This is a genomic window from Streptosporangium sp. NPDC001681 (assembly GCF_040298085.1).
In the GTDB taxonomy this organism is placed as follows: domain Bacteria; phylum Actinomycetota; class Actinomycetes; order Streptosporangiales; family Streptosporangiaceae; genus Streptosporangium.
The window spans coordinates 52,505-71,798 of record NZ_JBEOZN010000023.1; the positions used below are offsets into that span (position 1 = coordinate 52,505).

Genomic DNA, 19,294 nt, shown 5'->3' on the forward strand with positions numbered 1-19,294 from the left:
GTCCGGCACATCGCCCATCACGCTCGAAATCACCTCAACCGATCGGTTGACACTCGGGTACGACCTCTCATGCGCCGAAGGTCGATGGCCAGAGGTGTCCACTCCGCGCCCGTGTCGCATGACTCGACCGCGTTCTCACCGACATGAGCGACGTGCGGGGGTTCCGCCGGCGTCGCCTGGCCCTCGCGACGTGAGCGGGGAAATCGTGCGAGACCGCGTACCACTCCGGCATGGAGATCGCCGAGAGGAGGGTTTTCCCTGCTCATGGCAGGTCGGCGGCCGATTCCCCGACCCGCGACCGGGTACAGAACCTGCTGCGCCCCGGTGACGGAGGCCGGGCCCCCGAGCCAGGCGGCCTGGAGCTCTCCGCTCCGCGGCGCCCGGCGAACGTGGGGATCCTCCGCCGATCTTGGCAGGGGCCCGGAAAGAAGGTACGCGAAGATGGCCGAACGTACGGTGCCGCCCCCGGTGGATCTGCCCGCGCTCAAGCGGCGCCTCGGCAGCACAGGTGTGTGGCTGGGGTCGATCTCAGCGGTGCCCGCGGCCGAGGCGCGGCGCGCGGCCACCACGATCGAGCGGCTCGGCTACTCCACGCTGTGGTTCGGTGAGACCCCGAACAGCAAGGAGGCCCTGGCCAACGCCGCGGTCCTGCTGTGCGCCACCGAGCGCCTGATCCTGGCCACCGGCATCGCCAACATCTACGGACGAGACGCGACCGCCGCCGCCAACGGGGCCAGAACCCTGACCGACGCGTGGCCGGAGCGCTTCGTCCTGGGCCTGGGCGTGAGCCACGCCCCGCTGGTCACGAGTCGCGGGCACGACTACAGCAGACCGGTGTCCGCCATGCGCGCCTACCTGGACGCCATGGACACCACCGTCTTCAGCGCGCCCCTGATGGAGGAGGCACCGAGGTTGCTGGCCGCGCTGCGCCCGAAGATGCTGGAACTGGCCGCGACCCACGCCCAGGGAGCGCATCCCTACTTCGTCACCCCCGAACACACCGCCCAGGCCAGAAGGATCCTCGGCCCCGACCCCGTCCTCGCTCCCGAGCAGGCGGTGGTGGTCGACACCGACCCCGAGCGCGCCCGTGCCACCGCACGCCACTACATGGCCCTGTACCTGGCCCTGCCCAACTATCTGAACAACCTGCGTGACCTGGGCTTCTCCGACGCGGACTTCGAGGAAGGCGGCAGCGACGCGCTCGTCGACGCGATCGTGCCCACGGGGGACGCGGAGACCATCGCCGAACGTGTCCGCGCCCACCACACGGCCGGCGCCGACCACGTCGCCGTGCAACCCCTTGCCCGGACACTCGATCAGCAACTGGAACAGCTGCGACTGCTGGCTCCCCTCCTCATCGGCTGAGCACTACCCGTCCGCGGGAGGTGAGGGTGCCCGGATGGGCGGACTTGAGATACTTCTCCCATGTCCCCCACAACCTTCATCCTCATCATCGCGTTCGTGGTGCTGGTCATCACGAACCTGCCTCGCCGAGGCCGGGCCACGTCGTACCAGGACGCCGACCACCGGGGCGTGGTCGTCTACTGGCGGCCCGGCTGCACGTACTGCATGAGGCTGCGCACCCGCCTGCGTTTCACGCGGCTGCGCTACAGCGAGGTCAACATCTGGGGAGATCCCGAGGCGGCGGCGTTCGTCCGCTCGGTCGCGGACGGGAACGAGACGGTACCAACCGTGACCGTGGCCGGAAGGGCGATGGTGAACCCGTCGAAGAGCCAGGTGCTCGAAGCGGTCAGGACGCACCTGGATCCTCAGACCTGACCCCACTGTTCGGAGCGCACTACCGACCACACGTGCCACGCGGCCGTGTAACCGGCCATCACCGCGCCGAACCCACCGATCCCCCCCAGAATCACACAGCGCACCAGGTCGTACAGGCTCACCGCGGCACGGTCGCCGCTCCCCAGCACGACCGCGCCGAGGACGGCGGCGCCCACGCCGACGGCCAGGACCCACCCGCGCACCCGCCCCGTCACGCCGGGCCATCGTCCCGGCCGTACGGCGGCGCGCCGGTACCACAGCGCGAACCAACCGGCCAGGACCACCAGGCCGCCCAGCGAGCTGACGTACATCACCACGTTGAACACCCGGTGCGCTCCGACGACCGAGACGCGCATCGCCGGCCAGTGCACCACGGCGAAGCCGCCCACCTGGGTGAACCCGTCCCACACCAGGTGCGTGGCGATACCGGTCAGCAGCGCGGCCGGCACCGCGATCCCGATCCCGGAGGGTTCCCGATCAGGTAGCCGGTCACGTAACCCTCGCGGGGCCAGCGCCGTCAACGGCGCGCGGAGCAGCAGGTGGAACACGACGAGCACCGCGACTCCCACCGGCAGGGCCACCAGCAACCCGCCCGGCCAGCCGTGGGTGGTGTTCGAGGAGAAGGGCAACGGCAGGTAGTACGGCAGATCGGGCACCATCGCACCTACCGCCAATGCCGAGGGGGGCAGCCGGCGCCGCAGCGGCAGGATCGCAACGGTATGGCTCAGCGTGAAAGGCATGCCCCATTGTCGACGTCGGCGACGGTGAGCCACGACAGGAAGACACGCCGAAGATTTCCGGAATCCGCGCGAAATGATGGGGGCACCCGCGCCATGTAGGGAGTGTCCACTTTTCGTACCCGCGAAGGAGACCTGCCTTGGGAAGCGCCCATGGATGACGACTGGCTGGCCAGGTTCGAGGCCGTCTACCGGGAGACATACCACCAGATCACGGCCTACGCCGTACGCCGCTGTGACTCACCGCAGGACGCGGCCGACGTCGTGGCGGAGACCTTCACCATCGCCTGGCGCCGGGTGAGCGAGCTGCCACCGGGACCGGAGGCCAGGCTCTGGCTGTACGGCGTGGCGCGCAAGGTGCTGGCCGGCCACCGCAGGAGCGCGGCCCGGCGCCGGCAGCGCAGCGTCGAGCTCGACACCGAGATGGCCGACCTCTACGGAAGTTCACCCGACAGCGGCGTCGAGCTGAGCGTGATCGCCCAGGTGTTCGGGAGCCTGTCCGACGACGACCGTGAGCTCCTCTCGCTGGTCGCCTGGGAGGGGCTGGGACGCGAGGAGATCGCCACGATGCTGGGTCTGTCACGCAACGCCGTACGCATCAGGCTGCACCGTGCCCGCAGGCGTTTCTCCCGCGCGCTCGACGAAGCCGGTGTCCGGTCCACCACGGAAAGCCGGATGGTTCCGGCGGGGAGGTCGCTGTGAGGAACGCCGATGAGATCAGTGAGCTGCTGAGGCCGCTGTCCCGGATCGAACCCGGGCAGCCGGACGGCCACGCGTCCGGTGCGGGGGCACGGGCGCTGCTGACCTCGATCACGGTCCGGGAACCGGGACGTGCCCGTCGACCCGGTCTCCTTCCGCGCGGCCCCCGCCGTCTCGTGCCGATCCTGGCCGCCGCGGTCGTGCTCGCGACAGGCATCGTCGTGGGGCCGAGCCTGCTGGAGGACGGGGGTGGCGCGGCTACCTCCTACGCCAACTCCGCGGTGGAGATCCACCGGGAAGGTGACCAGTACGTCGCCCGCATCAAGGATCCGTTCGCCGACTACGGCAGGTACACCGAGGCGTTCCACGCGGTCGGCCTGAACGTCGATCTGCGCCCGGTGCCCGTCTCGCCGGGCGCGGTGGGAAAGACCCTGGGGATGGTCATCACCGGCAAGGACTCTCTCGCCCCCGACCCGCAGGGCACACCAGACCCCTCCGGCCCTCGATTCGGGGGTGTCGCCCTCTCGGTGGAGACGGCGCCCAAGGGGTGCCATCCGGGACGGAGCAGCCACTGCGTCATGGTGATGCGGATCCCCGCCGGTTTCGCCGGCGGGGTGAATGTCAGGCTGGGGCGCCAGGCGAAGCCGGGAGAGGAGTATGCGAATTTCGACGCGGCCCTGGCTCCCGGTGAGATGTTCGCCGGGGTCCGGCTGAGAGACGGCCGCTCCGTGGACGACATGCTGGCCGAGGCGCGCAAGCGCGAGCTGACCGCGGTGTTCAGCCTCATTCGGACGGACGAGGAGACCGGCGGCCTGTCCTTCGAGCCGCTACCCGCGGACCGGGTCGGGCGCGGCTGGATCGTCTGGCACGCGTGGCAGGTGAAGGCCGGCGTGATCCGGCTGCTCGTCACGCCAGAGCGTCTGCCCGAGAATCCGTTCCACAACGGAAGCGCACCACCGCCCGCCTCCTGAGTCGGGTGCCGTCACTTGACATCCATGTGCCGCCTCACCGACGCTCGCAGGAGCAGGTGTCGCGACCTCGGCTGCCACAGGGGCCGTACGGGCTGAAACGTCGACTCTCACGAAGGGACGACGTGGATGCACCCCATGTTGCGACGGCTGGACGACCTCGCCGCCCACCTGGCCACGCGCGGGGACGCTCTCGCACTGCTCGGCCTCGGCTCTGCCGGCGCCGAGCACGACCGGCTCGACGAACACTCCGACCTGGACTTCTTCGTCGTCGTCGAGGACGCCGCCAAGCCCCGCTACCTGGAGTCCATCGACTGGTTGCAGGCGCCCTGCCCGGTGGCGTACAGCTTCAGCAACGATCGCAACGGGCGCAAGGCGCTGTTCGCCGACGGGATCTTCGTCGAGTACGCGATCTTCACGCTCGATGAGCTGGCCCTGCTCCCCTTCCGCGGCGCGCGGGTCGTCTGGCAGCGCGACGACGCACCCACCGACCTGGCGGGTTACGGAACGCCACCCGCCGGCCCGTGGTACGACACGGTCGAGTTCCACCTGAACGAGGCCCTGACCAACCTCTACGTCGGCCTGCACCGCGAGCTGCGCGGCGAGCGGCTGGCCGCGGCCCGCTTCATCCAGTCGTTCGCCGTCGATCGGGTGATCGCCCTGCTGCACCTCACCTCCGCTCGGGCGCACCACCGCCGCGACCCGTTCGAGCCGAGCCGGCGCGTGGAGCAGGCGTACTCGCCGGACGTGTTGCCGCTGGCCGAGATGGTTCCCGGATACGAGCACAACAGGCTAGCCGCCAGTGTCACCCTGGCCTGGCTGGAGGAGCGGTTCGCCGTCGACACCGTGATCGCCGACGCCGTCCGAAGGCTCCTGTCGGTCGCGCCCGGCCAGTCACCATCCGCCAACTCCTCTGAAAATCACTCACGTGCGGAAAACGGACTGGCCGGACAATGATCGACCATGACACGGTGTACCGATGTCCGATCTCAGCAGACTTCCCCGCTCGGTCGCCGAGGCCATCGCCGCCGAACGGGGCGGTGAGCGATTGCGTTACCTGTTCTTCTGGGGCCACCGGCCGGCGCGCGGCGGCGGGGTCGGCGCCGGATGCCTCAGCCAGTGGTGGGAGATCGGCTTCACCTCGGAAGGGCACCTCTTCCGGTCCGCCGAGCACTACATGATGGCGCACAAGGCGTGGCTGTTCGGCGACGACGAGACCGCCACGCGGGTCCTCGCCGCCGAGCACCCCGGTGAGGCGAAGAAACTCGGCCGCGAGGTCCGCGGCTTCGACGAGGCGATCTGGAACGAGCACCGCTACGGGATCGTGGTACGCGGCAACATCGCCAAGTTCGGCGAGCACCCCGAGCTGAAGGACTTCCTGCTCGGCACCCGGGCCCGCGTGCTGGTCGAGGCCAGCCCCGTCGACCGGATCTGGGGCATCGGCCTGGCCGCCGACGACGAACGTGCCACCTCCGCCACCACCTGGCGAGGCCAGAACCTGCTCGGCTTCGCCCTCATGGACGCCCGCGACACCCTGGAGGGCACGCCGTGAAACAGTGCCTGACACTCGCGGCGCTGTCGCTGGTGGTTCGGTAAAATCCGGCCGCCTCACCCGGCTCCTCCGGCTCGCGCCGGATCCGGGCCTCGTCGGGACGTTCGAGCACCGTGTCACCGCCCATGCCGGTCACCGCAGGGGCAGATCACGACATTCCACAGGCGCTCACCGGAAGACGAGCGGCATGACTCACGGGCCGCCGCTACGGCCCTCCGGCCGCTGTAGCCGCCGGATCTGGAGGCGCAGCTCTCGTTCACGGTGCGCGTGCTGCTGCTCACGCCGTAGTTCCAGTTCTTCGGCGGTCGCATCGTCCCAGCGCGTCCGGGTCGCCTGGATGTGATGCAGGGTGACGCGGGACAGCCACATGATGCCGATCGCGATGGCCATGAGCACGGTCATGTGACCGGCGAAGAGCAGCGCGAAACCGGCGACGAAACACATCCAGTACGCGGTCTTGACAGCGATTTCTATCGCGTCGATGTGCTTTTCGAACAGCGTCATCCCTTATTCCGATGGTGTTGGGTGGAGTAGTCGCTCCAGCGTGAGAGGGAATGACCGAAATATCGATTTCGCCCGCTCGGGTGGTCATGGCTCCATCGGCGGAAGCGCGATGCCGACCGGGTACGGGACTTGCCGATATAGACGATCAATACCTACTCTGGTATGCGACTTTTTCCTTCATCACGGGGTCATGAAAAGGACGGGGGTGGCGTGGCCGAGCGGATGGTGCCCAGTCCCCGGCACGAACGGCTGAGGCAATTGCTCGTCGAAGCCGAATATAGGGCTCATGAGGTGCGGCAGGCATACCAGCGCGCCTCCTCGGCGATGCGGTCGGGACAGGTGTGGACGGGGCCGACGGCCACCACCTGGACCACCGAGTTGGAAGACCGGCATCAACGACTCGGACGGCTCGCCCAGAACGTGGTGGACGCGGTCGAGGAGGAGCTGCGCCGCTCTCCCCCACTGGTGACCGAGGCAGAGGCGGCCGCCATGCGCCGGGAGCTGGCCGGACGCACGTGACCGTCATGACCATGAGGGGGAGCGTTCCATGGCACCGACCGCCGAGTTCTGCGGCATCGACCCCGAACAGCTGGGTCAGCTCGCCACCTCCCTGCGCGGCGCCGCCGACCGGCTGACCACGTTCAGCAGGGAGTTCGAGGAAAAACTCGGCCGGTACGGGATCAGCACCCCCGCGCTCCGGGAGATCACCGACATCGCCGACTGGGGCGGGAGGCAGGTCTCCATGCTGCACGGCCGGATCGACCTGATCAAAACCCTGGGCAACGGCGCCCCGGAGCTGGGCGGGGCGAGCGGCGCGGAGCTGGGCGGGGCGGGCGGCGCGGCCTCGATGGCGGCGGGCGGACAGGGGTTCATCCGGCTGCCCGACGAGCTGAAGGACTTTGACATCGCCCAAGGCCTGGCCAGGATGTACGGCGAGGACATCCTGGTGAGCTTCCACGGCGAGTCGCAGGCCAAGCTCATCCACGAGCACATCGACAAGGTCGCCAAACTCGCGGAGAACCCCCAGGCCGCCGCCGCCTTCTTCGCCCTGCTGTCCCCCAAGGTCCGCGACAGCCTGCCCAATCTCATCGCGAACACCGGCAGCAAGACCGCCAAGCAGGACCTGGCCGCCTTCAGCAAGGCTCTCGGCGCGGCCCTGAACGCCCCCGCCCTCATCCCGGCCTTCGCCCAGGTCAGAGCCGACCTGGTGAAGCCAGCCGACAACAAGGCCGCCGCGTGGAACCGGCTCGCGCTGCTCAAGGGCGCCAATGCCCCCTCGGACGTACGCAGCGCCGCTGCCCGCGCGCTGGCCCTGGACGACTTCGCGAAGAAGCCCCGCCAGGACTGGCGTGCCGGTGGGCCTGCCGAGACGAAGGCACACGGCCTGCCTTCCGACCTGGTCGCCATGGGACTGGAGGTGCTCGCCGAGGACGGCGCGGCCGTACGGGACGCGTTCGCCAAGATGGGCGGGGCCGAGGTCACGCTGAGCCGAACCGACAAGATGAAGCTGTTCCTCGACTACGCCAAGGAGGCGGGCACCGGGGACCAGGTGGCCGACGCCTTTGGCCGGGTGCTGGAGGCGGGTTCCGAGGCCACGACCGAGAAACCCGGACAGCACAGCCCTGAAGCCGCCGCCTTCGCCCTGGACGCGATAAAGGTCACGGGCTCCTTCGGCGCCGACCTGCCGACGGTCGCCAGTGATTCCATGGGCGTGATCGCGAAGTCGTACATCCACGAACTGGCGTCGGGAGCCCGATTCGACAAGGCCGTCTACCGCGATTCCGGAATAGGGGTCCCGGAGAACTGGGTTCACCTTCCTCCTGTGACCCCCGCGTTCTACCTCAGTCCGGGCGACACGTATCGCTTCCTGAAGACCTTTGTTGGCGACAAGGGGGTTACCGACGACTTCGACGCGACCGCAGCACAGTTCCGTCATGACACACTGACGGCAGCAGCTCGTCTGGACGCGCAAGCAGATGAGGGCCGTTTCGAGCAAATCGCGAAGATGTTCGGCGACCTGGCCGGTCTGGAGTTCAAGGCGATGCTGGACGTGCGCGGAGAGCAGGACACCGCCGATGAAATGATCATTAATATCGTCAAGAACACCGTCTCCTTCGGAATCGACGGGATTCCCATTGCGGGAGAGGTCGTCACAGCGGGATGGGAACTAGCTAAAGCATATGGCGCTGGCGCTGTCCTCGACGGCGTGACTGACCGCATCGAGACACGAGTAGAGCAAGCCACCGGAGCTCGGGCAGACTTCGTCCTGCGTCTGAAATACGATATGGCTCGCCTCCTACACGATGCTGGCTATCCATCCAGCGACCCACCTGCGGAAATCGTCAATAAGACCACCGGAAATATTAAGACATTTGACGAAATCACGGCAGAGGCGAAGCGGGAAGTCGGCGATGACAAGAAATTTGAGCAGGTTTTACAGGAGAAGCTAACACTCTACGAACGCTGGATGGACAGTAACAGAAAATTCGACGACAAGGCCGAGAATGCCTCAACCTACCAAGGCAGCGAACGCCCCAAAGAAGAGATAGGCATCTGGGACTGAGCCAACTTCGTCATCGCGACAGACAAGCGGTAACCGCATGCAGCCGCCAGGTGGGGGCCTCGGGAGCCACGAACACGCTTATCTTGATCTCCGGCTCCTTCTTCACACCATAGATGAACCGCCCCTCCTCGGCGTCTACCTGACTGAAGTCCGACTCTAGTTTGTATCCGAGAGTCCGAGAAAGCGTGCCCTCCATCAGCCCCTGGGCCAAATCAAGATGGCTATCCACATCAGGAGTTTTTCGCTCGTAGTCCGCTGTAGCTCGCAACACCCGCTTGAACTTGTCCTTGGCGCACGGAATATCCTTGTCCGGACGCTGCAGGATACGTAGTTTCTTAAGCGGATTCTCGAAGATACCGTCGGTCTCCAGACGTTGCGCATCCTTCTGTAACTCTGCCGCCGCCTGTCCTAGTTTGGGTTCTGAGGCACACGCCGACGACATCATCACCAACGCTAAACCGATTGCCAGCAGCCGGACGAAGCGCATTCAGTACCTCCGGAGGGGTTGACGCCGGGACATACCAATCTTTACCCACCCTGCCCGCCTTCGCTACACCCTTCCCATACTCGTTTGTCAGCCAGGGGGAGTTGCCAGGTCACGCCGACCGATGTCATCAACCAAGGCAGGGGCATGTCCTCGCGGTTCGGAGCCGTAACCCGTTCGGTCGGCGGCTCGCTCGTCGTCATAGTTTCACCTTTCGAATGCTTTCCGGTGCTCGCGATGGGAGACCGAAAGAGGGCTATCTCATTCATGTCCGACCCGATTCGTCTCCGATCAAGAAAGTGGTTTACCGCTTCCTTGACAATACTTTCGCGAGCAGGATTTCTGTGCCTAGACTGCCTTAGCGGTAGTTGGCCTGCTACCGGATCGGCAATCCAGGCTAGAGCGGATGATGACAGCCGTTGGTCTGCCCGGACTGGATTCGATATCACCGGCTGGATATTAAGTCCGTTTTTTCCAATTCGAGAGGAAATACGATGGACAGTGCACCGTCTCTCGACCCTGGATCTCCCCGAGTGCTGTTCGGTGCCGAGATGCGCCGCCTACGGGAGGCCGCTCAGCTCTCGCAGACCGCCGTGGCCAGACGCCTCGGCTGCACCCAGACCCAGATCAGCCGCCTGGAGAGCGCCAGCCGGACGCCGTCCAAGTCTGACGCCGAAAGACTGGACCTGCTCTACGGAAAAGCCAACGGCATCTCCTTCACGGGGATACGCGAGCACATCATCGCCCAGCCCGGCGGCCCCGCCTGGTTCTGGAACTGGGCCGAGGAGATCGAACCCAGAGCTCTCGTCATCCGTTCCTGGGATCCCCTCCTGGTGCCCGGCCTGCTCCAAACGGAGGCCTATGCCCGGCAGATCTTCAACCTGGAGCCCCGGGCTACTCCCGAGGAGGTAGAGGAGCGGGTCGAAGCACGGACACGGCGGCAGAGGATCCTCGACAGGGAGAATCCTCCACCTATCATCGTGCTCTTCGATGCCGACGTGTTACGCCGTAAGGTTGGTGGAGCCGAGGTGATGCGCGAACAGTTCGATCACCTACTGGAGACCGCCAAGCGCCCCTCTGTCTCTATCCAGATCGTCGATCCGGAATGCCTTCCCGGTCTGGCAGGCGCTTTCATGATCGCCGAACTCCCTGGCGGACAACCCATCACCATTCACACAGACTCACCGGCCAAGGGATACGTTACGAACGACTACGAACTTGTGGCCTCCATCCAAGAAAGATATGAGGCGATACGACTGTGGGCTTATCCTGAGCGCGTATCCCTCAAGATGATCGAAGAAGCGAGACGCGCATGGACCTGAGTGCTGCCATCTGGCGGAAATCATCACGATCTTCAGGAAACGGCGGCCAGTGTGTCGAGGTGGCCGCCAACCTGCCCGGAGTCGTCGCGGTCCGCGACAGCAAGGACCCCAACGGCCCCAAACTGCTCCTCACCCCCGCCGAATGGGACACCTTCGTCCACGGCATCAAAGCCGGCGAATTCGACCACTGAGCCCCAGGAGAAACCGTCGAGGCCGAGACCGGGGGGGCATCGAGCCCTCCCTCACTACCGGCCAAAAGGAGCTAAGCACCTCAGTACGGGCCAGAGCGGTTGGATAACGAGATACACCACGCATTGCGTCCGCCCCTACGATCATGCTTCATGATGATTCGCACATTGACGGCCACTGCCGGGGTGTTCGCCCTGTTGTTCACCGGTACGGCCACCGCATCCGCCGGTCCCATCGTCGGAGCCCCCGAGCTGACCCACAACCCGCTCTACAAGCAGGGCAGCCTCCCCTCGGTCTCCTGCAAGGTGACCAAGGGCACCACCAAGGCCTCCACCACGAAGTACCTCAACAAGGTCGTCGGCTGCCTGAACTCCGCCTGGCGCAAGACCATCAAGGACTTCGTCCCAGCCGGAGTGAGCATCGAGGCCAAGGTCGAGGACGGTCTCTGCCTCACCGGTCTGCAGGTGTCCGGCTCCTTCGCCGCCCACTGCCACCGCTCCATCCAGATACAGCTGGGTTCCGACTGGATCAAAGCCAAGTCTGATCAGGCCATCCTCGTCGAGGTCACCCGGGCCTACGCCGTGTTCATCCAGGGGCAGACCGGCATCGGCGCGGCGTGGTGGGCACTACCGGCCGGCGGGGAGAACCAGGACGACGGCGACGAGCAGATGCACCGCTACTACCTGCAGGCCGACTGCCTGGGCGGGATCTCCATGAGGAGCCTGGGACGCTCGGCGAAGAACTGGAAGCCCCTCCTCACCGCCGAGACGCCGAAGGAGTACGCCAGGTTCAACTGGTACGGCAAGCCCGCCAACCGTCTCCACTGGTTCGAGCAGGGCTACGCGTCGAAGAAGCCTGGCGCCTGCAACACCTGGAAGGCTCCCGCCTCGAAGGTCGCCTGACCCCTGTCGGCTCGTCTCGGGGGACGAGCCATGGCCAGGGTGGTCCCACCCGGCGGGCGAGGTTCAGCGGTTGCCGTCGACCTGTGCGTACGCGGGTTCACGCCCGGGAAGGGGGTGTGGGCAGCGACGATCTCGACCCACATGCGCACCCAGACGCGGATGCCGCCCTCCTGCTTGGCGACGCGAGCGAGTGGCCCGACGGGTGATGCCGTCCGCCTCTGCGGATGGAGGTCGGGTGAGGAGGGTCAAGGTATCGGGTCCCGGGTGCTACTGGACGGGAGTGCAGGTCACGGTCGGGGCGGGGGCGGCGGAAGCCCCCCGCTGGATGAAGGCCAGCTGGACCGCGGCGTTCGGCTTCATGGGATTCCACGACCCGTTGCTGTGGACGGTGACGTCGGCCCCCGACTGGTCCATCCGGCCGGCCAGAAAGACTGCGACCTTCTGTTTGCCCGGCCACGTCCAGTTCAGCTGCCACTCGTCGATGATCGAGGTGCTGGTGTTCTTGATCGATATCTCGACCATGTTGTCGGTCACCCAGGCCCCGTTCTCCTGGTAGGACCAGGAGTTGACCTCCTGGTACGTCGCCGTACACGTGGAGGCCCCGGCCGCCTCGACCCCGAGGATCGCAACGATCACCGGCGCCAGAACCACCACGCCCAGGGCGCCGGCCAGTCGACTTCGCATGTCCGATCTCCTCCAATCCAGGTTTACTAGGATTTTCTACTAAATCCTTATGCTTTCGGTCAAGGAGTGCGCTGACCTGGCCATATCAACTCTTGACTTCTTTACTGACACTTGACTCTGGAGCCACCTGATCGCGTGGGATCACCCGCACCCCACTCCTCGACACCGGCCATCACCTTCCGCCTGGCACCCGCCGGGGTCCCGATGAGCGTGGCCTCGAACCTTCCACCCGCCCTCGCCGCGCTTCTCACCATGCGCGGCACCGCACCTTCAACAGCGGCCCACCCTCCGTCGTGGCACCCCGCGTGCGGGTTCTGGATGCTCGTACGCCACATCCACGGGCGCGACCGCGGCGTCTTCGCCCGCGTCCTTCGCCGCAGCCCGCGTGAGGATCTCATCGACCTGCTGTTGCAGCCATTGTCTGCGGCACGTGGCTTTCTTCGATGCGTCCGCGGCGATCTTCGTGCCGTCCACGGCGATGGTGCCCAGCCTTCCCAAACCAGCCTTCGCGCAGATCAGCAGCACCTGGGTGAACAGATCCCGCACGGAGTCCTGGTGCCGCTGCCGGAACCGAGCGATCACCGTGTGATCGGGCACCAGCAGCCCGCAGATCACCCGCATCGCGACATCCGTCCGGCACAGCCGCTCGATCTGCCGCGACGACCGTACTCCAGCCGAGTACGCGTAGATCAGCAGCGACAGCGGCATCCGAGGATCATAAGCGCGGCGACCGGGCCCGGCCTGCGCATACCGAGCCTCCAACGCCGTGACGTCCGACTGCTCGACTACCTCGAGCAGCACCCACACCACGTGATCATCGGGAAGCCACTCTCGCATCAATCCATCGGAAACCCCTCGCCACCCACCCATCCAACGATCATCCAGACCACCGAATCCGCCGCTGAGGTGACGAACTGCTGCAACCCCTGGTGATCCACCCCCAGGCGCTCGGCCATCGGCTGCATCGACTTACGGCGACCGTCCAAGAGCAGTCCCCGCAGGTAGGTGATCCCCTTGGCCCGCTGATCCGAGCGGGCCAAGGGAGTGAACACCTCAGCGGCGAACGTCTCCAACCGCCGACGGATATGAGCGAGCTGTTCGGGGGTCACGCCCGCATCGAACCACCACACGACCAACCCGACCAGCCACAACAGGCTGACCTAACAAAGCACTACTAGGGGGTGCGGCCAGGATCGCATGAAAGATCAGGGAGGATCCCCAACAGGCGCTCTCCTGAAAGGAGCACACCGGCCGTCCTCATGCCATCCGCCGGACGACGGGGCCGCTCAGCGGGCACCGGCGGACAGTGAGCGCAGGACCTCCACATCGACCTCATGCAGCGACTCGACGACAAGACGGCCCGGCGCACCGGGAATCGGCAGCACGCTCGGCACCGCCACCACCCGGCAGCCCGCCGCGGTAGCCGATGTCACCCCATTCGGGGAATCCTCCAGCGCGACGCAGCGGGCCGGATCCACGCCCAGCAGACGGGCCGCCGTCAGGTAGGGCTCGGGATCGGGCTTGCTCCTCGCGACATCGTCACCGGTGACCACGTGGTCGAAGTGATGCCTGCCGATGCTCCGCAGGCACGCCTCGGCGATCAGCCGTGCCGAGGAGGTGACCAGGGCGGCGGCCAGGCCCTCCCCGTGCACCCCCGCCAGCAGCTCGGCGGCGCCCGGCATCATCTCCACACCACCGGCGAGCCTGGAGATCATGCCTTCCACCATCCAGCTCTCCACCTCCTCGGGAGCGGCGCTCCCACCGGAGACCCGGAGCATGTACGCCACGGCCGCCGACATCGAGCCGCCCACCATGTTCTCCTGGTGGGTGGCCCCCCACTCGCCGCCGAGCCGCTCCATCACCTCGGTCTCGACCTGGAACCAGATCTTCTCGCTGTCGACGAGAAGCCCATCCATGTCGAAGAGAACCGCTTCCATACCCTTGTAGCCCTTCCGGCAGACGGTCACACGTTGAAGTAGTTGGCCTCAGGGTGATGGACGATCAGCGCGGACGTCGACTGTTCGGGGTGGAGCTGGAACTCCTCGGACAGCTCGACACCGATCCTGGACGGGTCGAGCAACCCCATCAGCTGGACCTGATCCTCCAGGTTGGGGCAGGCCGGGTAGCCGAAGGAGTAGCGGCAGCCCGTGACGTTGACCTTGAGCATGTCCTCCAGGGACTCGTCACCGCCGATGCCCAGTTCGGTGCGCACCCGCGCGTGCCAGTACTCGGCCAGGGCCTCGGTCAGCTGCACCGACAGACCGTGCAGCTCCAGGTAGTCGCGGTAGGCGTCCTTGGCGAACAGCTCGGCCGCCGCCTCGGAGACCCGGTTGCCCATCGTCGCGACCTGGAAGGCGACGACGTCGACCTCACCGGAGTCCTTGGAGCGGAAGAAGTCGGACAGGCACAGGTGCCGGTCGCGGCGCTGGCGCGGGAAGGTGAACCGGGTGCGCTCGTTGCCCCCCTCGTCCAGGATGATCAGCGAGTCGCCGTCGCTGACGCACGGGAAGTAGCCGTAGACGACCGCCGCCTCCAGCAGGCCCTCGGTCTGCATCCGCTCCAGCCACATCCGCAGGCGCGGCCTGCCCTCGGTCTCGACCAGTTCCTCGTAAGAGGGCCCGTCACCACCGCGGGCGGCCTTGAGGCCCCACTGGCCCATGAACGTCGCCCGCTCGTCAAGGAACGCGGCGTACTCCGCGAGCGGTACGCCCTTGATGACGCGCTCGCCGAGGAAGGGCGCCGCCGGCACCGCGTTGTCGAAGGCCACGTCGGAGCGGGCCGGCAGCTCCTCCACCGGCGTCCTGACCAGCGTGGCTCCGGTCTTGACCCGGCGCTCGCGCAGCGGCGGCAGGCTCGCGCCCTTCTCGCCGCGCTTGACCGCCATGAAGGCGTCCATCAGGCGCAGTCCCTCGAAGGCGTCGCGGGCGTAGCGGACCTCGCCCTGGAAGAGTTCCGCGAGGTCCTGCTCGACGTAGGCACGGGTCAGCGCGGCCCCGCCGAGCAGCACGGGGAACCTGTCGGAGATGCCCCTGGAGTTCATCTCCTCCAGGTTCTCCTTCATGACCACCGTGGACTTCACCAGCAGCCCGGACATGCCGATGACATCGGCCTTCTTCTCCTCCGCGGCCTCCAGGATGACCGACACCGGCTGCTTGATGCCGAGATTGACGACCTCGTAGCCGTTGTTGGAGAGGATGATGTCGACCAGGTTCTTGCCGATGTCGTGCACGTCGCCCTTGACCGTGGCGAGCACGATGCGGCCCTTGGTCTCGCCCTCGACCCGGTCCATGTGCGGCTCCAGGTAGGCGACCGAGGTCTTCATCACCTCGGCCGACTGGAGCACGAACGGCAGCTGCATCTGGCCGGAGCCGAACAGCTCGCCGACGGTCTTCATGCCGTCGAGCAGCACGTCGTTGACGATCTCCAGGGCGGGGCGCTGGGCGAGGGCCTCGTCGAGGTCGGCCTCCAGGCCCTTGCGCTCGCCGTCGACGATGCGGCGCTTGAGCCGCTCCCACAGCGGCAGCGCGGCGAGTTCCTCGGCCTTGCTCGCTTTGAGAGCCGCGGCGTCGACGCCGTCGAACAGCTCCATGAACCGCTGCAGCGGGTCGTAACCCTCCCTGCGCCGGTCGTAGACCATGTCCAGGGCGACCTGGCGCTGCTCCTCGGGGATGCGCGCCATCGGCAGGATCTTGGAGGCGTGCACGATCGCCGCGTCGAGGCCGGCGTTGACGCACTCGTTGAGGAAGACCGAGTTGAGCACGATGCGGGCAGCGGGGTTGAGACCGAACGACACGTTCGACAGGCCCAGTACCGTCTGCACCCCGGGGTGGTGCCGCTTGATTTCCTTGATCGCCTCGATCGACTCCAGCGCGTCGCGCCTGGTCTCCTCCTGGCCGGTGGCGATGGGGAAGGTGAGCACGTCGACGAGGATGTCCTCGACGTTCATGCCCCACTTCGTGGTCAGGTCCTCGATGAGGCGCAGCGCGATCCGGACCTTCCAGTCGGCGGTGCGCGCCTGGCCCTCCTCGTCGATGGTCAGGGCCACCACGGCCGCGCCGTACTCGCGTACCAGCGTCATGTTCCTGTGGAAGCGCGACTCGACGCCGTCGCCCTCCTCGTAGTTGACCGAGTTGACGACCGCGCGCCCGCCGAGCATCTGCAGCCCGGCCTCCAGCACGGCGGGCTCGGTGGAGTCGAGGACGATCGGCAGCGTGGAGGCGGTGGCGAAGCGGAAGGCCAGCTCCTTCATGTCGGCCACGCCGTCGCGCCCCACGTAGTCGACGCAGAGGTCGAGCATGTGCGCGCCGTCGCGGGCCTGCGCCCGCGCGATCTCCACGCACTCCTCCCAGTCCTGGGCGAGCATCGCCTCCCGGAATGCCTTGGAACCGACGGCGTTGGTGCGCTCGCCGATGGCCATGTACGAGATGTCCTGGCGGAAGGGGACGCTCTGGTAGAGAGAGGAGGCACCGGCCTCGGGGCGGGGCCGGCGCGGGGCCGTCTCCTGCCCGCGTACCCTCTCGACGACCCGGCGCAGGTGCTCGGGCGTGGTACCGCAGCAGCCGCCGACGAGGGAGAGGCCGTAGTCGCGGGTGAAGTTCTCGTGCGCCGAGGCCAGTTCCTCGGGGCTCAGCGGGTAGTAGGCGCCATCGGAGGTCAGCACGGGCAGTCCGGCGTTGGGCATGCACGAGAGGCGGACCCGGGCGTGGCGGGCCAGGTAGCGGAGGTGCTCGCTCATCTCGGCGGGACCGGTCGCGCAGTTCAGGCCGATCACGTCGACGCCGAGCGGCTCGATCGCGGTCAGTGCCGCGCCGATCTCCGAGCCCAGCAGCATCGCGCCGTTGGTCTCGATGGTCACCTGGGCGATGATCGGCACGTCCCGGCCGGCGTCGGCGATGGCCCGGCGTGCGCCGATCACCGCCGCCTTGACCTGGAGAAGATCCTGGGAGGTCTCGATGATCAGGGCGTCGGCGCCACCGCCGACCAGCCCCGCGGCGTTGTCGTAGTAGGCGTCGCGCAGCACGGCGTACGGCTTGTGCCCGAGAGTCGGGAGCTTGGTGCCGGGGCCGATGGAGCCGAGCACGAAGCGCGGCCGCTCGGGGGTGGACCAGGCGTCGGCCGCCTGCCGGGCGACGCGGGCACCGGCCTCCGAGTACTCGAAGACCCGTTCGGAGATGTCGTATTCACCGAGAGCCGAAAGGTTGGCCCCGAAGGTGTTGGTCTCGACGCAGTCGACCCCCACCTCGAAGTAGGCCTCGTGCACGGCGCGGACGATGTCGGGGCGGGTGACATTGAGCACCTCGTTGCAGCCCTCGTGGCCCTGGAAGTCGTCCAGGGTGACGTCGTGGGCCTGAAGCATCGTCCCCATGGCCCCGTCGGCGACCATCACGCGCTCGGCCAGGACTTCACGGAAAGACGGGGTGCTTGTCATGAGACAAGAGTACTGGGATCCGCATGGCCGTTATTGTTGCCGACAGCAATTGAACTTCCTGTCCAATTAACACGGCCACCCCTGTGAGGCACCGATGGCGACCTACCGCACCATCCTTGTCGGCACCGACGGCTCCACCTCCTCCTTCGGCGCGGTCTCCTCGGCCGCCTCCCTCGCCGCCGCCACCGGCGCCGACCTGATCCTGGCCTGCGCCTACTCCCCCATGCGCGAGCGCGACCGCAACGCCGCCGCCGACGTCCTCGGCGACCTCTCCTACAAGGTGACCGGCTCCACCCCGGCGGACGACGCCCTGCGCGCCGCCCGGGAGCACGCGGTCGCCGCGGGCGCCCGGACGATCGAACTGGCCGCCGAGGAGGGTGACGCGGTGGACGTGCTGGTGTCGCTCGCCGGCAGGCGCGGGGCCGATCTCGTGGTCGTCGGCAACCGGGGGCTCAACAGCCTGGCCGGGCGGCTGCTCGGCTCGGTGCCGTCCGGCGTGTCCCAGCGCGCGGGCTGCGACGTCCTGATCGTCCACACCACATCCGGAAGGTGACGTGAAGGCCCCCTCACGGCATAGGCTTAGCCGGATAGGACGGTGCGGTGCGAAGGAGGGGGCGCGTGATCGAGATCGAAGGTCTGCCCGAGCTCGTCGACCCGGTGATGATCGCCGCGTTCGAGGGGTGGAACGACGCGGGCGAGGCCTCGAGCGGAGTGATCGCGCACCTCGAGGGCGAGTGGAAGGCGACCCCGCTGATCTCCCTGGACCCCGAGGAGTACTACGACTTCCAGGTGACCCGCCCGATCGTCGAGATGGGCGAGGGGCTGACGCGCTCCATCACCTGGCCGACCACGAAGCTGTCGGTGGCCAGGCCGCCGGGCGTCGACCGCGACGTGGTGCTGCTCCGCGGCATCGAGCCCAACATGCGCTGGCGCGCTTTCTGCGAGGAGATCGTCCTGGTCTGCCGGGAGCTGGGGGTCGAGCTGGCGGTTCTGCTCGGCGCGCTGCTCAACGACTCGCCGCACACCCGTCCGGTGCCGATCGTGGGATCGGCGACCGACGAGGGGCTGGCCAGGGCGATCAACCTGGAGCTGAGCCGCTACGAGGGACCGACCGGCATCGTCGGCGTGCTCCAGCAGTCCCTGGGCGCGGCCGGGCTGCACGCCGTGTCGCTGTGGGCCTCGGTGCCGCACTACGTGGCCCAGCCCCCCAACCCGAAGGCCACCATGGCACTGCTCAGCCGGATGGAGGACCTGCTCGACATCCCGATGCCGCTGGGCGAGCTGGCCGAGGAGTCCCGGGCCTGGGAGCACGGCGTCGACGAGCTGGCCTCTCAGGACAGCGAGGTCGCCGAGTACGTCAAGGAGCTGGAGGAGCGCAAGGACGCCGCCGAGCTGCCCGAGGCCAGTGGTGACGCCATCGCCGCCGAGTTCGAGCGCTACCTGCGCCGGCGCGACCGCGACTCCGACGGCTGAGCCCGCGGCC

General features: G+C 67.3%; 20 protein-coding genes and 1 pseudogene. 13 read left to right on the forward strand and 8 right to left on the reverse strand.

Going from position 1 to position 19,294, the window contains the following annotated elements; genetic code table 11:
- Positions 1–441 precede the first annotated feature (441 nt).
- Together ABT130_RS13665 and ABT130_RS13670 are read left to right on the forward strand one after the other, a co-directional pair.
- Complete coding sequence (locus tag ABT130_RS13665; protein ID WP_350955525.1) at positions 442–1,365, forward strand: TIGR03620 family F420-dependent LLM class oxidoreductase; 924 nt, start codon at positions 442–444, stop codon at positions 1,363–1,365.
- A gap of 60 nt (positions 1,366–1,425) precedes the next feature.
- A complete protein-coding gene (locus ABT130_RS13670) occupies positions 1,426–1,779 on the forward strand; it encodes a glutaredoxin domain-containing protein (protein ID WP_350955528.1) in 354 nt (117 codons plus the stop codon).
- On the opposite strand, the gene ABT130_RS13675 is transcribed toward ABT130_RS13670, so the two are convergent.
- A complete protein-coding gene (locus ABT130_RS13675) occupies positions 1,770–2,519 on the reverse strand; it encodes a DUF4184 family protein (protein WP_350955530.1) in 750 nt (249 codons plus the stop codon). The two genes, ABT130_RS13670 and ABT130_RS13675, sit on opposite strands and share 10 nt — an antisense overlap.
- Before the next feature lie 150 nt (positions 2,520–2,669).
- On the opposite strand from ABT130_RS13675, the gene ABT130_RS13680 reads away from it, so the two are divergent.
- The 4 genes from ABT130_RS13680 (at position 2,670) to ybiA (ending at position 5,735) form a co-directional block, all read left to right on the forward strand.
- Complete coding sequence (locus tag ABT130_RS13680) at positions 2,670–3,218, forward strand: RNA polymerase sigma factor (RefSeq protein ID WP_350955532.1); 549 nt, start codon at positions 2,670–2,672, stop codon at positions 3,216–3,218.
- Positions 3,215–4,186, forward strand: coding sequence for a hypothetical protein (locus ABT130_RS13685; protein WP_350955534.1), 972 nt, complete (start codon positions 3,215–3,217; stop codon positions 4,184–4,186). The genes ABT130_RS13680 and ABT130_RS13685 overlap by 4 nt, the downstream gene beginning before the upstream one ends.
- Positions 4,187–4,321: 135 nt before the next feature.
- Positions 4,322–5,140 (forward strand): hypothetical protein, encoded by an 819-nt coding sequence (locus ABT130_RS13690; protein ID WP_350955536.1) that lies wholly within the window; start codon positions 4,322–4,324, stop codon positions 5,138–5,140.
- A gap of 22 nt (positions 5,141–5,162) precedes the next feature.
- Positions 5,163–5,735, forward strand: coding sequence for a riboflavin biosynthesis intermediates N-glycosidase (gene ybiA / locus ABT130_RS13695; protein WP_350955538.1), 573 nt, complete (start codon positions 5,163–5,165; stop codon positions 5,733–5,735).
- Between the two features lie 192 nt (positions 5,736–5,927).
- Here ybiA and ABT130_RS13700 read toward each other — a convergent pair whose 3' ends face one another.
- A complete protein-coding gene (locus ABT130_RS13700; RefSeq protein ID WP_350955541.1) occupies positions 5,928–6,239 on the reverse strand; it encodes a hypothetical protein in 312 nt (103 codons plus the stop codon).
- Between the two features lie 291 nt (positions 6,240–6,530).
- Here ABT130_RS13700 and ABT130_RS13705 point away from each other — a divergent pair, with 291 nt between their 5' ends.
- Positions 6,531–6,758: a hypothetical protein gene (locus tag ABT130_RS13705; RefSeq protein ID WP_350955543.1), complete on the forward strand. Its 228-nt coding sequence runs from the start codon at positions 6,531–6,533 to the stop codon at positions 6,756–6,758.
- A gap of 28 nt (positions 6,759–6,786) precedes the next feature.
- Entirely contained in the window at positions 6,787–8,802 is a 2,016-nt protein-coding gene (locus ABT130_RS13710; protein ID WP_350955545.1) for a hypothetical protein, read from the forward strand.
- 10 nt (positions 8,803–8,812) lie between these two features.
- Here ABT130_RS13710 and ABT130_RS13715 read toward each other — a convergent pair whose 3' ends face one another.
- On the reverse strand, positions 8,813–9,289 hold the full coding sequence (locus ABT130_RS13715; RefSeq protein ID WP_350955547.1) for a hypothetical protein: 477 nt from the start codon (positions 9,287–9,289) through the stop codon (positions 8,813–8,815).
- A 530-nt stretch (positions 9,290–9,819) separates the two neighbouring features.
- On the opposite strand from ABT130_RS13715, the gene ABT130_RS13720 reads away from it, so the two are divergent.
- From ABT130_RS13720 to ABT130_RS13730, 3 genes are all read left to right on the forward strand, one after another.
- Positions 9,820–10,608: a helix-turn-helix domain-containing protein gene (locus ABT130_RS13720; protein ID WP_350955549.1), complete on the forward strand. Its 789-nt coding sequence runs from the start codon at positions 9,820–9,822 to the stop codon at positions 10,606–10,608.
- Positions 10,599–10,799, forward strand: coding sequence for a DUF397 domain-containing protein (locus tag ABT130_RS13725; protein WP_350955551.1), 201 nt, complete (start codon positions 10,599–10,601; stop codon positions 10,797–10,799). Before ABT130_RS13720 ends, ABT130_RS13725 begins: the two co-directional genes overlap by 10 nt.
- A 150-nt stretch (positions 10,800–10,949) precedes the next feature.
- The gene (locus ABT130_RS13730) at positions 10,950–11,699 is read left to right on the forward strand and encodes a hypothetical protein (protein WP_350955553.1); all 750 of its coding nucleotides are present in this window, start codon (positions 10,950–10,952) and stop codon (positions 11,697–11,699) included.
- A gap of 267 nt (positions 11,700–11,966) precedes the next feature.
- Here ABT130_RS13730 and ABT130_RS13735 read toward each other — a convergent pair whose 3' ends face one another.
- The 5 genes and pseudogenes from ABT130_RS13735 to metH form a co-directional block, all read right to left on the reverse strand.
- The gene (locus ABT130_RS13735; protein ID WP_350955555.1) at positions 11,967–12,383 is read right to left on the reverse strand and encodes a cellulose binding domain-containing protein; all 417 of its coding nucleotides are present in this window, start codon (positions 12,381–12,383) and stop codon (positions 11,967–11,969) included.
- Positions 12,384–12,653: 270 nt separating this feature from the next.
- A complete protein-coding gene (locus ABT130_RS13740; protein ID WP_350955557.1) occupies positions 12,654–13,220 on the reverse strand; it encodes a transposase in 567 nt (188 codons plus the stop codon).
- A 62-nt stretch (positions 13,221–13,282) separates the two neighbouring features.
- Positions 13,283–13,492 (reverse strand): annotated as a pseudogene (locus ABT130_RS13745) (transposase); the annotation flags it as partial.
- Positions 13,493–13,669: 177 nt separating this feature from the next.
- Positions 13,670–14,320, reverse strand: coding sequence for an HAD family hydrolase (locus ABT130_RS13750; protein ID WP_350919178.1), 651 nt, complete (start codon positions 14,318–14,320; stop codon positions 13,670–13,672).
- A 26-nt stretch (positions 14,321–14,346) separates the two neighbouring features.
- A complete protein-coding gene (gene metH / locus ABT130_RS13755) occupies positions 14,347–17,811 on the reverse strand; it encodes a methionine synthase (protein ID WP_350955559.1) in 3,465 nt (1,154 codons plus the stop codon).
- A 94-nt stretch (positions 17,812–17,905) separates the two neighbouring features.
- Here metH and ABT130_RS13760 point away from each other — a divergent pair, with 94 nt between their 5' ends.
- Both ABT130_RS13760 and ABT130_RS13765 read left to right on the forward strand, forming a co-directional pair.
- The gene (locus ABT130_RS13760; protein ID WP_350955561.1) at positions 17,906–18,364 is read left to right on the forward strand and encodes a universal stress protein; all 459 of its coding nucleotides are present in this window, start codon (positions 17,906–17,908) and stop codon (positions 18,362–18,364) included.
- A gap of 65 nt (positions 18,365–18,429) precedes the next feature.
- Positions 18,430–19,284 (forward strand): PAC2 family protein, encoded by an 855-nt coding sequence (locus ABT130_RS13765; RefSeq protein ID WP_350955563.1) that lies wholly within the window; start codon positions 18,430–18,432, stop codon positions 19,282–19,284.
- Positions 19,285–19,294 lie beyond the last annotated feature (10 nt).

Coding starts and splice junctions, on each gene's coding strand:
- ABT130_RS13665 (WP_350955525.1), top strand. CDS start 442: ATGGCCGAACGTACGGTGCCGCCCCCGGTGGATCTGCCCGCGCTCAAG.
- ABT130_RS13670 (WP_350955528.1), top strand. CDS start 1,426: ATGTCCCCCACAACCTTCATCCTCATCATCGCGTTCGTGGTGCTGGTC.
- ABT130_RS13675 (WP_350955530.1), bottom strand. CDS start 2,519: ATGCCTTTCACGCTGAGCCATACCGTTGCGATCCTGCCGCTGCGGCGC.
- ABT130_RS13680 (WP_350955532.1), top strand. CDS start 2,670: ATGGATGACGACTGGCTGGCCAGGTTCGAGGCCGTCTACCGGGAGACA.
- ABT130_RS13690 (WP_350955536.1), top strand. CDS start 4,322: ATGTTGCGACGGCTGGACGACCTCGCCGCCCACCTGGCCACGCGCGGG.
- ybiA (WP_350955538.1), top strand. CDS start 5,163: ATGTCCGATCTCAGCAGACTTCCCCGCTCGGTCGCCGAGGCCATCGCC.
- ABT130_RS13700 (WP_350955541.1), bottom strand. CDS start 6,239: ATGACGCTGTTCGAAAAGCACATCGACGCGATAGAAATCGCTGTCAAG.
- ABT130_RS13710 (WP_350955545.1), top strand. CDS start 6,787: ATGGCACCGACCGCCGAGTTCTGCGGCATCGACCCCGAACAGCTGGGT.
- ABT130_RS13715 (WP_350955547.1), bottom strand. CDS start 9,289: ATGCGCTTCGTCCGGCTGCTGGCAATCGGTTTAGCGTTGGTGATGATG.
- ABT130_RS13725 (WP_350955551.1), top strand. CDS start 10,599: ATGGACCTGAGTGCTGCCATCTGGCGGAAATCATCACGATCTTCAGGA.
- ABT130_RS13730 (WP_350955553.1), top strand. CDS start 10,950: ATGATGATTCGCACATTGACGGCCACTGCCGGGGTGTTCGCCCTGTTG.
- ABT130_RS13735 (WP_350955555.1), bottom strand. CDS start 12,383: ATGCGAAGTCGACTGGCCGGCGCCCTGGGCGTGGTGGTTCTGGCGCCG.
- ABT130_RS13740 (WP_350955557.1), bottom strand. CDS start 13,220: ATGCGAGAGTGGCTTCCCGATGATCACGTGGTGTGGGTGCTGCTCGAG.
- ABT130_RS13750 (WP_350919178.1), bottom strand. CDS start 14,320: ATGGAAGCGGTTCTCTTCGACATGGATGGGCTTCTCGTCGACAGCGAG.
- metH (WP_350955559.1), bottom strand. CDS start 17,811: ATGACAAGCACCCCGTCTTTCCGTGAAGTCCTGGCCGAGCGCGTGATG.
- ABT130_RS13760 (WP_350955561.1), top strand. CDS start 17,906: ATGGCGACCTACCGCACCATCCTTGTCGGCACCGACGGCTCCACCTCC.